The organism is Micromonospora sp. NPDC005413 (assembly GCF_040606435.1).
In the GTDB taxonomy this organism is placed as follows: Bacteria; Actinomycetota; Actinomycetes; order Mycobacteriales; family Micromonosporaceae; genus Micromonospora.
On record NZ_JBEXEV010000008.1, the window covers coordinates 81,607 to 94,907 of the forward strand.

Annotated in this window: 12 protein-coding genes; 10 read left to right on the forward strand and 2 right to left on the reverse strand. The window is 72.1% G+C overall.

Annotation, left to right across the window (positions count from 1 at the left end; all coding sequences use genetic code 11):
* Positions 1-2: 2 nt before the first annotated feature.
* Genes ABZS37_RS12440 through ABZS37_RS12450 form a run of 3 tightly spaced genes read left to right on the forward strand, consistent with a single transcriptional unit; the run spans position 3 to position 3,928 of the window.
* Positions 3-2,288, forward strand: a complete 2,286-nt coding sequence (locus tag ABZS37_RS12440) for an EAL domain-containing protein (RefSeq protein ID WP_355168253.1) — start codon at positions 3-5, stop codon at positions 2,286-2,288.
* 50 nt (positions 2,289-2,338) lie between these two features.
* Positions 2,339-3,097, forward strand: a complete 759-nt coding sequence (locus tag ABZS37_RS12445; protein WP_355168255.1) for a MerR family transcriptional regulator — start codon at positions 2,339-2,341, stop codon at positions 3,095-3,097.
* A gap of 54 nt (positions 3,098-3,151) precedes the next feature.
* Positions 3,152-3,928 carry a hypothetical protein gene (locus ABZS37_RS12450; RefSeq protein ID WP_355168257.1) on the forward strand — a complete coding sequence of 259 codons (777 nt, stop codon included), beginning with the start codon at positions 3,152-3,154 and terminating at the stop codon, positions 3,926-3,928.
* A 7-nt stretch (positions 3,929-3,935) separates the two neighbouring features.
* Here ABZS37_RS12450 and ABZS37_RS12455 read toward each other — a convergent pair whose 3' ends face one another.
* The gene (locus tag ABZS37_RS12455) at positions 3,936-5,309 is read right to left on the reverse strand and encodes a serine hydrolase (protein WP_355168259.1); all 1,374 of its coding nucleotides are present in this window, start codon (positions 5,307-5,309) and stop codon (positions 3,936-3,938) included.
* A gap of 157 nt (positions 5,310-5,466) precedes the next feature.
* On the opposite strand from ABZS37_RS12455, the gene ABZS37_RS12460 reads away from it, so the two are divergent.
* Positions 5,467-5,751 carry an antibiotic biosynthesis monooxygenase gene (locus ABZS37_RS12460; protein WP_355168261.1) on the forward strand — a complete coding sequence of 95 codons (285 nt, stop codon included), beginning with the start codon at positions 5,467-5,469 and terminating at the stop codon, positions 5,749-5,751.
* A 35-nt stretch (positions 5,752-5,786) separates the two neighbouring features.
* Here ABZS37_RS12460 and ABZS37_RS12465 read toward each other — a convergent pair whose 3' ends face one another.
* Positions 5,787-7,340, reverse strand: coding sequence for a gluconokinase (locus ABZS37_RS12465; RefSeq protein WP_355168263.1), 1,554 nt, complete (start codon positions 7,338-7,340; stop codon positions 5,787-5,789).
* A gap of 263 nt (positions 7,341-7,603) precedes the next feature.
* Between ABZS37_RS12465 and ABZS37_RS12470 the strand changes: the two genes are divergently transcribed.
* The 6 genes from ABZS37_RS12470 to ABZS37_RS12495 all read left to right on the forward strand — a co-directional run bounded on the left by ABZS37_RS12470 (position 7,604) and on the right by ABZS37_RS12495 (position 13,241).
* On the forward strand, positions 7,604-8,752 hold the full coding sequence (locus tag ABZS37_RS12470; RefSeq protein ID WP_355168265.1) for a hypothetical protein: 1,149 nt from the start codon (positions 7,604-7,606) through the stop codon (positions 8,750-8,752).
* 45 nt (positions 8,753-8,797) lie between these two features.
* On the forward strand, positions 8,798-9,331 hold the full coding sequence (locus ABZS37_RS12475; protein ID WP_355168267.1) for a hypothetical protein: 534 nt from the start codon (positions 8,798-8,800) through the stop codon (positions 9,329-9,331).
* Positions 9,332-9,389: 58 nt separating this feature from the next.
* A complete protein-coding gene (locus ABZS37_RS12480; RefSeq protein ID WP_355168269.1) occupies positions 9,390-10,664 on the forward strand; it encodes an RNA polymerase sigma factor in 1,275 nt (424 codons plus the stop codon).
* Positions 10,665-10,778: 114 nt separating this feature from the next.
* On the forward strand, positions 10,779-11,450 hold the full coding sequence (locus tag ABZS37_RS12485; protein WP_355168271.1) for a DUF998 domain-containing protein: 672 nt from the start codon (positions 10,779-10,781) through the stop codon (positions 11,448-11,450).
* Positions 11,451-11,485: 35 nt separating this feature from the next.
* The gene (locus tag ABZS37_RS12490; RefSeq protein WP_355168273.1) at positions 11,486-11,866 is read left to right on the forward strand and encodes a YciI family protein; all 381 of its coding nucleotides are present in this window, start codon (positions 11,486-11,488) and stop codon (positions 11,864-11,866) included.
* 226 nt (positions 11,867-12,092) lie between these two features.
* Positions 12,093-13,241 carry an epoxide hydrolase family protein gene (locus tag ABZS37_RS12495; RefSeq protein WP_355168275.1) on the forward strand — a complete coding sequence of 383 codons (1,149 nt, stop codon included), beginning with the start codon at positions 12,093-12,095 and terminating at the stop codon, positions 13,239-13,241.
* Positions 13,242-13,301: the final 60 nt, after the last annotated feature.

A 13,301-nucleotide genomic window follows, 5' to 3' on the forward strand; every position in this document is an offset into this window, starting at 1 on the left:
CCGTGTCCCGACAGGACGTGAGGCAGGCTGCGGGGGAGCGCGCCCCTGCCGAGCCGACCGGTGTGCCGCCGAACCGCGCTGGGCTGATCATCGCGGGCGCGGTCGTTCTCGTGGAGGCGTGCTGGCTGGTCGCCGCGTTGCCCGGCGCCGCGCTGGTCAGCGACCTCGGCGGGATGCTGGTGGCCGGCTGGGCGACGGTCGCGTGCGTCGGAGTGGCCCGTCGACACCCGGCACTGCTACGCCGGTTCTGGGCACTGCTCGCCGTCACCATGGCGCTCGCCGCGCTCGGCCGGGCGATCTGGACGGCGCAGCGGCTCGTCGGCGGCGATTTGCCGCACACGCCGCTGATCGGGGTGGTCTTCACCGCCGGCATCCTCACCGGCACGGCCGCGCTGCTCAGCTCGCCGTCCGCGCCACGGACCGCGGTCGGGCGGGCCCGTACGTTGCTGGACGGGGTGATCGTCGCGCTGGCCCTGGTGCCGATCGGTTGGGTGCTGGTCTACCGCGGGGTCGCCGCCGCCGAGTTGGCCGACCCGGCGCGCACGCTGGGGCTGCTCTACCCGATGTTCGACCTGATGCAGCTCACCATCCTGGTCGCGGTCTCCGGCCCGGCCCGGCAGATGTGGCGACCGATGAGCGTGCTCGCGGCGAGTCTCACCCTGCGGGTTGTCGCCGACGTCGTCTACGTGTCGCTGGTCGCCCGCGCTGACTACGCCGCCGGTCACCCGATCGACCTGTGCTGGCCGTTGAGTTACCTGCTGATCGGCCTGGCCACCCGGAACTCGCCGCCGCCGGACCTCGACGACACCGATGACACCGCCGAGTCGCCGCTGCCGCCCTGGTGGCGGGTGGCGTTGCCGTACCTGCCGGTGGGTGGGGCGATCATCGCGGTGATTCTGGCCCGTCGACCCACCGGGCAGACGCCACAGCTGATCTTCGTGACCATGATGGTGTTGCTCGCGGCCCTCGCCATCCGACAGGGGTTGGCCGCCAACGAGAACCTGCGGTTGGTGGCCCGGCTGCGCCGACTCGCGTACGGCGACCAGCTCACCGGGCTGCCCAACCGGCTGCTGTTCAACCGGCGGCTGCGCCTGGCCCTGCGCGACGGGCGACCGGTGGCCGTGCTGCTACTCGACCTGGACGGGTTCAAGCAGGTCAACGACCGGTTCGGGCACGCCACCGGTGACACTCTGCTGACCGGGCTGGCGGCCCGGATGCGGGCTGCCGTGGACAGCGACGGCACCATCGCCCGGCTCGGTGGGGACGAGTTCGCGGTGCTGGTCGACGGCGACCGACCGGTGTCACCCGAGCGGCTCGCCGAGCGGCTGCTGGACGCGCTGCGGCCCTCCGAGGGGGAGGAGGACGTCGGGGTGCACCCGTCGGCGAGCATCGGCATCGCCGAGTACGGCCCGCAGCACGCCTCCCACACCGATCTGCTGCGCGACGCCGACATCGCCATGTACGCGGCCAAGGCGGCCGGGAAGTCCGCGTACCGGACGTGCACCCCGGCGCTGCGCGAGTCGGCCGTCTCCCGCGCCGAGCTGATCGCCGATCTGCGCCGCGCGGTCGACGAGGAGCAGCTGCACCTGGAGTTTCAACCCATCGTCGACCTGGCCACCGGTGCGGTCCGCAGCGCCGAGGCGCTGGTGCGCTGGCGCCACCCCCGACTGGGGATGCTGCCGCCGGCCCGGTTCCTGCCGCTGGCCGAGGAGACGGGCCTGATCCTGCCCATCGACCGTTGGGTGATCCACGAGGCGTGTCGGGCCGCGGCGACCTGGCGGGGCCGAGCGCCGGAGGCGACCGTCGCGGTGAACATCGCCGCCGCGCACCTGCGCCGGCCGGACCTGATCGCCACGGTCACCGCGGCCATCAGCGCCGCAGGGCTGGCGCCGCGTGCGTTGACCCTGGAGCTGACCGAGTCGGCGCTGATCGAGGGCACCGACGCGGTGCTGGAGCGGCTGCACCAGCTCCGGGAGCTGGGCATCAGGATCGCCATCGACGACTTCGGCACCGGCTACTCGTCGCTGAGCTACCTGCACCGCATCCCGGCCACCGAGCTGAAGATCGACCGTTCGTTCGTGGCCCGGCTGGGCACCGACGACCGGGCGTACGCCACGGTGGAGATGGTCACCCGCCTGGCCGGCGCGTTCGACCTGGCGGTGGTCGCCGAGGGTGTGGAGACCGAGCGTCAGCACGACGCGGTCGCCGCGATCGGCTGCCCACGCGGCCAGGGCTACCTGTACGGGCGGCCGGACGGCGCGGCCATGGTGGGCCAGAATCGGGCTTGACCCTGACGTAGCGACAGGCGGGAGCCTGGTTTCCGGAAGGGAGGGGAACCATGGCGTACACGGTGGGTCAGGTGGCGAAGGTTGCCGGCGTGACGGTCCGGACGTTGCATCACTACGACGAGATCGGGCTGCTCTCGCCGAGCGGGCGGACCGCGGCCGGTTACCGGCGCTACGACGACGCGGACCTGCAACGGTTGCAACTCGTCCTGTACTACCGGGAGCTGGGTTTCCCGCTTGAGGAGATCACCGCGATCATCGACGACCCGGCGGCCGACCCGGCCGCACACCTGCGCCGGCAGCACGAGTTGCTGACGGTACGGATGAAGCGGTTGCAGGAGATGGTCACGGCGATCGAATTCGCGATGGAGGCGAGCAAGTTGAACATCCAACTCACCCCCGAGGAGCGGTTCGAGGTCTTCGGCGACGTCAACCCGGAGGAGCACGAGGCCGAGGCGGAGCAGCGCTGGGGCGACACCGACGCGTACCGGGAGTCGAACCGGCGGGCCTCCCGCTACGGCAAGGACGACTGGCTGCGGATCAAGGCGGAGAACGAGGACTGGGGTCGGCGGATCGTCGCCGTGCTGGCCTCGGGCGCGCCGGCGGACAGCCCGGAGGCGATGGAGTTGGCCGAGGAGCACCGGCAGCTCATCAGCCGCTGGTTCTACGAGTGCCCGTACGAGGGGCACACCGGGTTGGCCGACATGTACCTGGCCGACGAGCGGTTCACCGCGTACTACGAGAACATCGCCCCGGGGCTGGCCGCGTACCTGCACGAGGCGATCCACGCCAACGCGATCAGCCGCGCGTGACTCGGTGCGGTCCGGCTAGTCTGGCCGGACCGCACCGCCCCCGGGGAGATGACCGTGCAGAAGCCGAAGCTGATCGCCGCTGTCGCCGTTCTTGTCGTGGCGGTCGGCGCCGGGGCGTGGGCCCTGGCCGCCAGCGGCGACGAGCCGGACGCGGGTCGCCCGGCGGCCGAGGCGTCGTCTGCCTCGACCGACCCGGTCGGTGTGCTGAAGGCCGCTGCGGCGAAGGCCGACGAGCAGCCGTACAAGCTGACGGTGGGCACCGGCGGCGCGGATGGCGACGCCACGGTGCTGCTCTGGGACCCGAAGGCGAAGCGTGGTCTGGAGACCACCTCGTTGAAGGTGCCGACCGGTGCGGTGAAGATCGAGCGGTTGACCACCGGGCCGGACGTGTACGTGCGGGTCACCGCCCCGGACCGGCGTGTTCCGGTGTGGGACGGCAAGACCTGGTGGCACGTGGGCGCGCCGGGCGCGCCGGCCGCGAAGCAGGGTCTGGACAACACGCGGCTGGCCAGCACGCTTGCCGCGCCGGCGGGGGTCCGGCAGACCGGGGTACGGGAGTACGCCGGCACGTTGGACCTGCGCGACAGCGGCGAGGTGCTGGGCAGCGGCGTCGGCAAGGTGCTCGGCGACCGGGCCGGCGCGGTGCCGTTCACCGCTTCCGTCGACGAGCAGGGGCGGCTGGTCCGCTACCGCATCGAGCTGGCCAGTGAGCAGTCGCAGACCGCCCAGCTCGACCTGACGTACGCGGATTTCGGGCTGCAGGTGTCGGCCGACCCGCCGGCGGCGGACCTGGTCGGCGAGGATCCGCCGGCGAACATCCCCGGCGCCTGACGCAGGCTCATTCCTCGACCGCGCCGCCGGTCGGGGTGACCAGGAAGTCGTAGACGGTGCGGGCCATCCGGCGGACCGTCTCGTCACCGGTGGCCATCGGCCCGGCGGTGAGGAACGCGACGGCGGTCTCGGTGCCCGGGATCAGGTAGTAGCCGACGTCGTGGGAGGCGTCCGGCAGGTCACCGGTCTTGTGGGCCACCGGCACCCCGGGTGGCAGCGCTGCCGGGATCTTGGTGTTCAGGGTCTGCTCCCGCATGAAACCGATCATCAGGTCGCGGGTGGCGGGGGTGAGGATCTCGCCGTCCCAGACCGCGCCGAGCAGCGACACCACGTCGTCGGGGCTGGTGTAGTTCTCCTCGCCGCGCTGCGCGGCCGCGCTGTCGAGCATCCGGCGGGCCAGGATAGTGGACCGCTGGTTCATCGAGTCGATCAGCGCGTTGACCGGGGTGAACCCACCCAGGTAGGTGATCAGCACGTTCGCCGCGATGTTGTCGCTGTACTTGATCAGATACTGGGCGAGCCGATGCAGGGTGACCACCTGCGGGAACGTCTCGAACTGCAGCTGGCCGGTGCCGCCGACCACGTCGTCCGGGGTGACCAGCACGCCGTCGTCGAGGGAGACCTGTCCACAGTCGACCCGGCGGAGCAGCTCGACGAGGATCCACAGTTTGATCACGCTGGCGGCCTTGGGGCGGAGCGCGCCGTTGACGGCGATCTGCTGGTCGCCGTACCGGCCGGACAGGTCGCGGACGGTGACCCCGGCCGGGTTGAGGCTCGCGTCGGCGACGACCCGGGCGAGCTGCCCGCTGAGCGGGAACAGTTGGGCCCCCGCGATCGGGTCGGTGGGCGGCTGCGGGCTGGTGACCACCACGCCGGTCAGCTCGATCGGCTGGCGGTGCCGTCGGATCACCTCAAGCGTGCCCTCGCTCCGCCCGATCAACGGCACCCGGTAGCGGTAACCGGTGCCTCCGACGACGACCTCGCCGCTGGCCACCCCGGCGGCGACCCGCATGTTCGGGTCGGCGACCCGGCCGGTGTCGCCGTCGCAGGCGCGGTAGCGCACGGTATGCCCGAGCGAGTCCACCGCGAACACCCCGCCGGGGAACGACAACCAGGACACCTCGCTGGTCGGCGCACGATCCGGCGTCGGCTCCACACCGGGCTCGTCGCTCTGCCCGTCACCGGCTCCCGGCTCCACCCCGTACCCCGGCTCGGCCTGCTGTCCCGGCTCCGCGACGGGCCCGCGGCCGGGACCGTCCGCGGTGGCCGGCCCGGTCGTCGCGACCACGGCGAGCGCGACCGCCGCCGTCAGCCACTTCAGGGGTACGCGGGCAGGGGTGAACAACAGGGAAGATGAGCGCGTCTTGTCGCTTTTTCTCACGTTTGCACGATATGAAGCGCCGGGGGCGGGTGGGGTCACCGGGACTGCTGTCACCCGTCCGGGCGGCGATGCTCCCGGGAGCGACATACCTCAGAGGTACAACTATGCCTCTGCGGCATCAGGCACATCAGCGGAACCCCAGCCCGAGGGAGCATCCATGTTGATCATCGCCGGCAGTCTGCGCGTCGAGCCGGAGGCGCGCGACGGCTATCTCGCCGACTGCGCCAAGGTCATCGCGCAGGCACGCGCAGCCGCCGGTTGCCTCGACTTCCTGCTCGCGGCCGACCCGTTGGAGCCGGGCCGGATCCACGTCTACGAACGCTGGGAGTCCGCGGAGCAGTTGGCGGCGTTCCGTGGCTCCGGGCCGGATGACGTGCAGACGACGGCGATCCTCGACGCCGACGTGCACCGCTACGTGATCGCGGGCGTCGAGGCACCCTGATCCGGGCCCATGCCCGCCGAGGTCGCTACAAAGGGTCACATCGGTGGTCCTGCTGATGGCTCGGAGTCCGCGGGTAGGCCGGGTGCCAACCGGCGCATCGAGGTGAAGGTGGGCACCAGCGCGTCGTACAGCTCGGCGAAGAGCGGCAGCAGCGTCGCGTACGTGGCGGCGGCGGCCGGGTCGGGGCGGACCGTCTCCTCGATCCGCACCAGGTCGGCGGCGACGTCGATGCTGGGGATCAGCCCGAGCGCCTCCATGCCGAGCAGCGCCGCGCCGAAGCTCGACCCCTCGTGCGCGGCCGGGAAGCTCACCGGCAGGCCGAGCACGTCGGAGAGCATCTGCCGCCACAGCCCGCTGCGGGCGAAGCCGCCGCCGGCCCGGATCTCGCGGACCTCGTTGCCGGCCGCGCGCACCGAGCTGAGCACCAGCGCGAGCTGCTGGCAGACCCCCTCCAGCGCGGCCCGGATCAGATGCTCGCGGCGGTGCCCGTTGGTCAACCCCACGTACGCGCCGCGCGGCAGCGCGCTCCAGTGTGGCGCTCGTTCGCTGTGCAGGTACGGCAGCATGATGAGCCCGCCCGAGCCAGCCGGCGCGCGGGCGGCGAGGGCGACCAGCTCCTCCTCGGAGTGCTCGCCGAGATCCGGAGCGAGCGCCTCACCGGCCCACTTGAGGACGATGCCGCCGTTGTTGATCGCGCCGCCGACCGCCCAGCGGTGCTCGGTCAACGCGTAGCAGAACACCCCGCCGAGCGGGTCCACGCCGGGCCGCTCCACCATGACGCGCATCGCGCCGCTGGTGCCGATCGAACAGGCCACCATGCCGGGGTGCACCGCGCCCAGGCCCAGGTTCGCCAGTGGGCCGTCGCCGGCGCCGACCACCACCGGGGTGCGTTGCGGCAGGCCCGTCTCGGCCGCGGCCTGCGGGGTGAGGCCGGGCAGTACGGCGGTGGTGGCGACCAGTTGGGGGAGTTGCTCCTCGGTGATGCCGGCGATGGTCAGCGCCTCGCTGTCCCACTCCAGCCTGTGGATGTCCATCAGGCCGGTGGCCGAGGCGATCGAGTGGTCGGTGACCAGCGCCTCGCAGAGCCGCAGCAGCACCCAGTCCTTGATGCCCACCCAGTGCGCCACGCTCTCGAAGAGCTTCGGCTCCTGCTCGGCGAACCAGAGCAGCTTGGGCAGTGGCGACATCGGGTGCATCGGCGTGCCGGTGCGCCGGTGCAGGGCCAGCCCGGACGGCACCGCCCGCAGCCGCTCGGCCTGTCGGGTTGCGCGCGAGTCGGCCCAGGTCACCGACGGGGTGAGCGGGTTGCCGGTCGGGTCCAGCCCGATCAGGCTGTGCATGGCGGAGCTGAACGCCAGCCCGGCCACCGGCTCGACCAGCTCGGCCACGACCATGCTGATCGACTTGAGCACCGCCTCCAGGATGAGTTGCGGGTCCTGTTCGGCGTACCCGGGCTGCGGGTCGTCCAGCGGGTAGCCGACCGAGTAGCTGCCGAGCTGCCGCCCGTCGGTGTCGTACGCGACGGCCTTGGTGCTGGTGGTGCCGATGTCGACGCCGATGACCACGGCGGGCCGGGTGTCCTGCGGCACGACCCTCACCCCCTTCGATCGGCGGTGCGGCGGCATCGCCACCCGGCTGCGGCTGACGTTACCGAGGCAGCGACCTCCCCCGCACGACACGCGCGAAGGCGGCACTCCGTGCTGGATGAATCGACGCAGCAGTATCGGCCTATCGTGCAGGTTGCTCCGCCGATCGGGTAATTTGCCCGTTCCGGCGTGTCCGCGTGCCGCGCCGCACCTGTTAAACCGGGTGACACCCCCAGATTGGTGGCCTGCGCGACGAAGGAGTCGGCGTGGCAAAGACTGATTCGACGGGTTCGACGTGGCGGTACCGGTGGGCGCACCGGCAGAACGTGCGGCGGGTCAGCACGTACCGCGGCGCTGATACGGCGTGGCGGCGACGCGACGACGAGTTACGGCGGCTACGCGCACTCGCCGCCGACTTCCAGGGCTCCGCGGCGGGTGGTACGGGCCTACCGCTGGAGTTGGCCGCCGACGAGGTCGTGCTCTGGGCGCTGCCCGCCGCGCAACTGGTCGAGGTGCGTCACACCACCGTGCTGCCCGCGCCGGACCTCACGGTCGTCGCGCAGACCGGGCCGCTGCGTCCGCGCCGCCCGGACGGCGTACGAGTCACCGACGCCGGCATGGCCGTGATCACCAGCCGTCGGCTGGTGCTGCTCGGCGGACGCGGCCGGCGTGACTGGGCGTACGGCCGGATGACCGGTCTGGCCCACGACCCGGTGGCGCCGGTCACCCTGATCCAGGTGCTGGACCGGCGGCGTACCTCCGGGTTGCTGCTGCCCACCAAGGCGGCGTCGGACTTCCGGTTCAAGCTCACCCTGGCCTTCGCCGACGCGATCGAGCAGCGCGCCGTGGTGCTCGCCCAGCTCGACGAGCTGATTGCCGAGCACGCGCAGCTCAAGCCGTTCCGGCCGGCCGTGGCCACTCCCGGGCAGGCCCGGCTCTCCTCGTTCGTCCCCGGTGGTCGGCGGACCCTCGCGGTGGCCGCCGCCATCGCGTTGCTGGTGCCGGCGGCGCTGATCGAGTCGAACCCGTCCGACCCGACCGGTGGCCCGGAGGTCGCCGTCGCCGCCACTCCGGCGCCCACCCCCAGCGTGGTGCCCGCGCTGATTCACCCGGCGGCCCCGGCGCCCGCGCGGAGCACCCCGCCGAAGCCGACGACGTCGCCACGCCCGTCTCCCAGCACGACCCGCGACCCGCGCTGTGGGGCGCCGGAAAATCCGCTGGGGTACGACTTCTGTGGCGGTACGCGGATCCGCCGGCCGGCCACCGAGGTGTGCGACTGGTTCGACTGTGTGCCGCAGTTCTGGGCTGGTCGGGGTTACCTCGTGCAGTGCCGCGACGGCTCGGTCAGCCTGACCGGCGGCCGGTCCAACGCCTGCGAAGAGCACCGAGGCGTGCGGCGAACCATCTGGAAGTGACCGATTTGGGGGTTAACGTCTGCTTCGGTCGGCCAGAATGATCGAGTGGAGATCCGGTCTGACGATGGCGCGCGGGTGCGGATACGCCCCGTCGGCTACCAGCCCGGGGTCGACCCGCCCGACGACCCGGGCCGAGCCGCGCCCGGTTGGCACGACTGGCTGCTCATCGAGGTGGACGCCCGCACCGCTGACGGCCAGACCTGGTCGCATCACTACCCGAGCCTGATGGTCGAGGAAGCCCGCGCGCTCGGCGGTTGGCTGCACGGGCAGGCCACCGCCGCCCTCGGTTCGAGCTCACCACCGGCGCTGGTCCGCTTCAGCGAACCCAACCTGGCCCTGCGGACCCGGATGCTCCGCCGTCGTCGGTTGGAGCTGACCGTGGAGTTCACCGCCGAGTCGCTGCCACCGTGGATGCGCCGCCCGTCGACCGCCATCTACCCGCTGATCCTCACCGTCTCCGCGGATGCCCTCGCCACCGCCGCCGAGCACTGGGCCGAGCACTGCGAGGCGTACCCGCCGCGTACCCAGTCGCGGTTTCCGGCCCGAGGCCCGCTGCCGGACCGGCGGCGGGCCGGCTGACGCCTGGTTACGCGGTGTTCCTTGTCCCAACTGGACCGGCCTGCTGTGATGGGCGGTCATGGGGGACGAGCAGGTGCACCGCACCGTCGAGGCGGTATGGCGGATCGAGGCCGGGCGGGTGATCGCCGCCCTGGCCGGCCTGGTGCGTGACGTGGGCTGGGCCGAGGAGTTGGCCCAGGACGCGTTGGTGGCAGCCCTGGAACAGTGGCCGCGCGACGGGGTGCCGGCCAACCCGGGCGCCTGGCTCACCACGGTCGGCAAACGACGGGCTATCGACGCGCTGCGCCGCCGGAGCCTGCTCGAACGCCGGGTCGCCGACCTCGGGCGCGACCTCGGCGACGAGCAGTTCACCCCCGACTTTGACGCCGCCTTCGAGGAACGGATCGACGACGACCTCCTGCGCCTGGTCTTCACCGCCTGCCACCCGGTGTTGTCGCCGCAGGGGCGGGCGGCGCTGACCCTGCGGATGCTCGGCGGGCTCAAGACCGAGGAGATCGCCCGGGCGTTCCTGGTGCCCGAGGCGACCGTCGCGCAGCGGATCACCCGGGCCAAGAAGACCCTGGCCGAGGCGAAGGTGCCGTTCGAGGTGCCCGGCGTCCTGGAGCGCGGCGAACGACTCGCCTCCGTGCTGAAGGTGATCTATCTGATCTTCAACGAGGGCTACTCGGCGACCGCCGGCGACGACTGGATGCGTCCGGCCCTCTGCGCGGACGCGCTGCGCCTGGCCCGCGTCCTTCAGGGGCTGATGCCCGCAGAACCGGAGGTGCACGGGCTCGCCGCGCTGCTCGAGATCCAGGCGTCCCGCACCGCCGCCCGGGTCGACCCCACCGGAGAGCCGATCCTGCTCATGGAACAGGACCGCGGACGGTGGGACCAGATGCTGATCCGCCGGGGCCTGGCCGCCCTCGACCAGGCCCGAGCCGCCGACATCCCACCCGGCCCGTACACCCTTCAGGCGGAGATCGCGTCCTGTCACGCGCGGGCGCGTACCCCGCAGGAGACGGACTGGGCGCGGATCGCGGCCGGCTACGCGGAGCTGGCCCGGGTCGTGCCGTCGCCGGTCGTGGAGCTGAACCGGGCCGTCGCGGTCTCCTTCGCCGACGGCCCGGCCGCCGGCCTGGACCTGGCCCGGGCGCTGGCCGAGGAGCCGGCCCTGGCCGGCTACCACCTGCTACCGAGCGTGCTCGGGGACCTGCTGGCGAAGCTGGGCCGATACGACGAGGCGCGGGCCGAGTTCACTCGCGCCGCCGAACTGACCGGCAACGAACGTGAGCGCGCGCTGCTGCTCGCCCGCGCCGCCGACTGCGCCCGAGGCGTCGCGCCGGCCCGCTGAAAAATGTTCGACCGTCATGTCGTATCCCGTGCCGGCCGCTCGACGCGTCAGTGAAAGCCGGCTCGCACCGGCGCGCGGGACCGGCGACCGGCCGGCAGAGACGAGGAGATCGACATGACGACGGCGAACGCGATGAGCGCAGGGTCCGCGGTGGCGGGCGTCGACTCCCGGCGTACGACGACCAGGGCGCTGCTGGCCGGTGGAGTTGTCGCCGGCCCGCTGTTCGGGGTGGTGGCGGCGGCCCAGGTGCTCACCCGGGACGGGTTCGACCTGAGCCGGCAGCCGCTCAGCCTGCTGGCCCTGGGCGATCTGGGCTGGATCCAGATCACCAACTTCGTGCTGACCGGGCTGCTCGCCCTGGCCGGTGCGGTCGGGCTGCGCCGGACGCTTCGCGGCGAGCCGGCCGGCACGTGGGGACCGGCGCTCGTCGCCGTACACGGCGTCGGCCTGATCATCGGCGGGGTGCTGGTCTCCGACCCCAGCATGGGCTGGCCGGCCGGTGCGCCGGAGGGCGCGCCGGACACGTTGAGCTGGCATGCCGTCGGCCACGGTGTCGGGGCGATGCTGGCCTTCGGGTCGCTGGTCGTGGCCTGTCTCGTCTTCGCCCGTCGGTCGTCGCGGGCCGGGGAGCGGGGCTGGGCGGCGTTCTCCCTCGGCTGCGCGTTGGCCGCCGTCGTGCTGCTGGCCTGGCCCGACCAGGACACCATCAGCGTCCGGATGGCGCTCGGCTGCGCTGTCATCTTCGCCTGGCTGACGGCGCTCTGCGGCCGGCAGCTCGCCCGCTGACCGTCGTTTCATTGATCACGAGAGGACCGAAAACCATGCGCTACATGCTGATGCACAAGCTCGACGAGAACCTGCCCGAGGCGTTCAACCCGAGCCCGGAGTTCATCGTACGGATGGACGCCTTCATGAAGGAGGTGGCGCAGTCCGGGATACTGCTCGCCGCCGAGGGGCTCTGCGAGACCTCCAAGGGCGCGACTCGGATCACCGTGAGCGGCGGCAAGACCACCGTCACCGACGGTCCGTTCACCGAGACCAAGGAGCTGATCGCCGGGTTCGCACTGGTGGACGTGCGTTCCCAGGAGGAGGCGGTGGAGTGGGGGCGGCGGTTCGCCGACATCTTCGCCGAGACGATCGGCGAGGTCGAGGTGGACGTCCGCCGGGTCTTCGAGATGCCGGAGGGCGGTCAGCCGGCCTGATCCAGCCATGCCGTGCCGCCGCCGTGCCGCCGCATCCGGATGCCCCGGGCGGCGGCGCGGCCCGGCTCTTCTGGAACGGAGCGGTCCTGTGTAAGGTGATCTTCGTCAGCCACGAGAGGAGGTGAGCCCGGTGACCACCCATCGTCATTCCTGGGCGCTCCTCTCGGCCGTCCCCCTCAGCTGACCTTCCGCGTCGGGGAGTGCGCCCTCCTTCTTCGGAGGACCAATGTCTTTCTCTTCCTTCCGCGTCGACGTGTCCGATGCGGTCCTTGACGACCTGCGGGCCCGACTGGCCCGTACCCGCTTCACCGACCGCAGCGGCACCCAGCCGTGGCAGGGCGGCGTCGATCCCGACTACCTGCGGGACCTGGTGCCCTACTGGCACGACGGGTTCGACTGGCGAGCTCGCGAGGCCGAGCTCAACGCGTACCCGCACCACCTGGCCCTCGTCGGCGGCCGGAAGCTGCACTTCCTGCACGTGCGCGCGGTCCGTCCGGCCGGCGCGCCCGCGACGCTGCCGCTGATCCTCAGCCACGGCTGGCCCAGCAGCTTCGTCGAGATGCTGCCGCTGGTCGACCGGCTCACCGACCCCGCCCGGTACGGCGGCGACCCCGCCGACGCGTTCGACGTGGTGGTGCCGTCCCTGCCCGGGTTCGCCTACTCGGAGCTGCCGAAGGAACCGCTGACCCGGGCGGTGCTGGCCCGTACGCTGCACGAGCTGATGACCGACGTGCTCGGCTATCAGCGTTACGGCGCCTTCGGCGGCGACGTCGGCGGGGTCGTCACCGGCTGGCTCGGTGCCCTGTACCCGGAGCAGGTGGCCGGCATCCACATGATCCACCCACCGTTCCCGGCCAGCTTCGACGCCCGGCCGCTGTCGGCGGCCGAGCAGGCCTACCTGGACGCCGAGGCCGCGTACGACGAGACCGACGGCGGCTACAGCGCCATCATGGGCACCCGACCGGACACCCTCGCGGCGGCGCTGGTCGACTCCCCGGCCGGGCTGGCCGCCTGGCTCGTCGACAAGTACCGGGACTGGAGCGACAACCACGGGGACCTGGCGAACAGCATCGACCGGGACACCCTGCTCACGATCATCACGCTGTACTGGGCGACCGACACGATCGGCTCGTCGTTCCGGCAGTATGTCGACTTCGACCACAACACGCCACGGCCCATGATCACCGTGCCCGCCGCGTTCACGGTGAGCACCGAACCCTCGCAGGCCAGCTTCCCCCGCTCGATCGCCGAGCGGGCCTGCACCGACATCCGGCACTGGAGCGAGCCGGGCCGGGGCGGGCACTTCATGCCGTTGGAGGAGCCGGACCTGCTCGCCGGGGAGCTGAGGCAGTTTTTCACCTCACTGCGCCCGTAGTCGCATCCTAGTTTCGTAGCGCCGCGCATTGCCGGCGGCTGTTCCGGTTGTCACCCGGAC

What these genes read in the sequence shown, in the direction of transcription:
- ABZS37_RS12445 (WP_355168255.1), top strand. Translation starts at nt 2,339, where the DNA reads ATGGCGTACACGGTGGGTCAGGTGGCGAAGGTTGCCGGCGTGACGGTC.
- ABZS37_RS12460 (WP_355168261.1), top strand. Translation starts at nt 5,467, where the DNA reads ATGTTGATCATCGCCGGCAGTCTGCGCGTCGAGCCGGAGGCGCGCGAC.
- ABZS37_RS12480 (WP_355168269.1), top strand. Translation starts at nt 9,390, where the DNA reads ATGGGGGACGAGCAGGTGCACCGCACCGTCGAGGCGGTATGGCGGATC.
- ABZS37_RS12485 (WP_355168271.1), top strand. Translation starts at nt 10,779, where the DNA reads ATGACGACGGCGAACGCGATGAGCGCAGGGTCCGCGGTGGCGGGCGTC.
- ABZS37_RS12490 (WP_355168273.1), top strand. Translation starts at nt 11,486, where the DNA reads ATGCGCTACATGCTGATGCACAAGCTCGACGAGAACCTGCCCGAGGCG.
- ABZS37_RS12495 (WP_355168275.1), top strand. Translation starts at nt 12,093, where the DNA reads ATGTCTTTCTCTTCCTTCCGCGTCGACGTGTCCGATGCGGTCCTTGAC.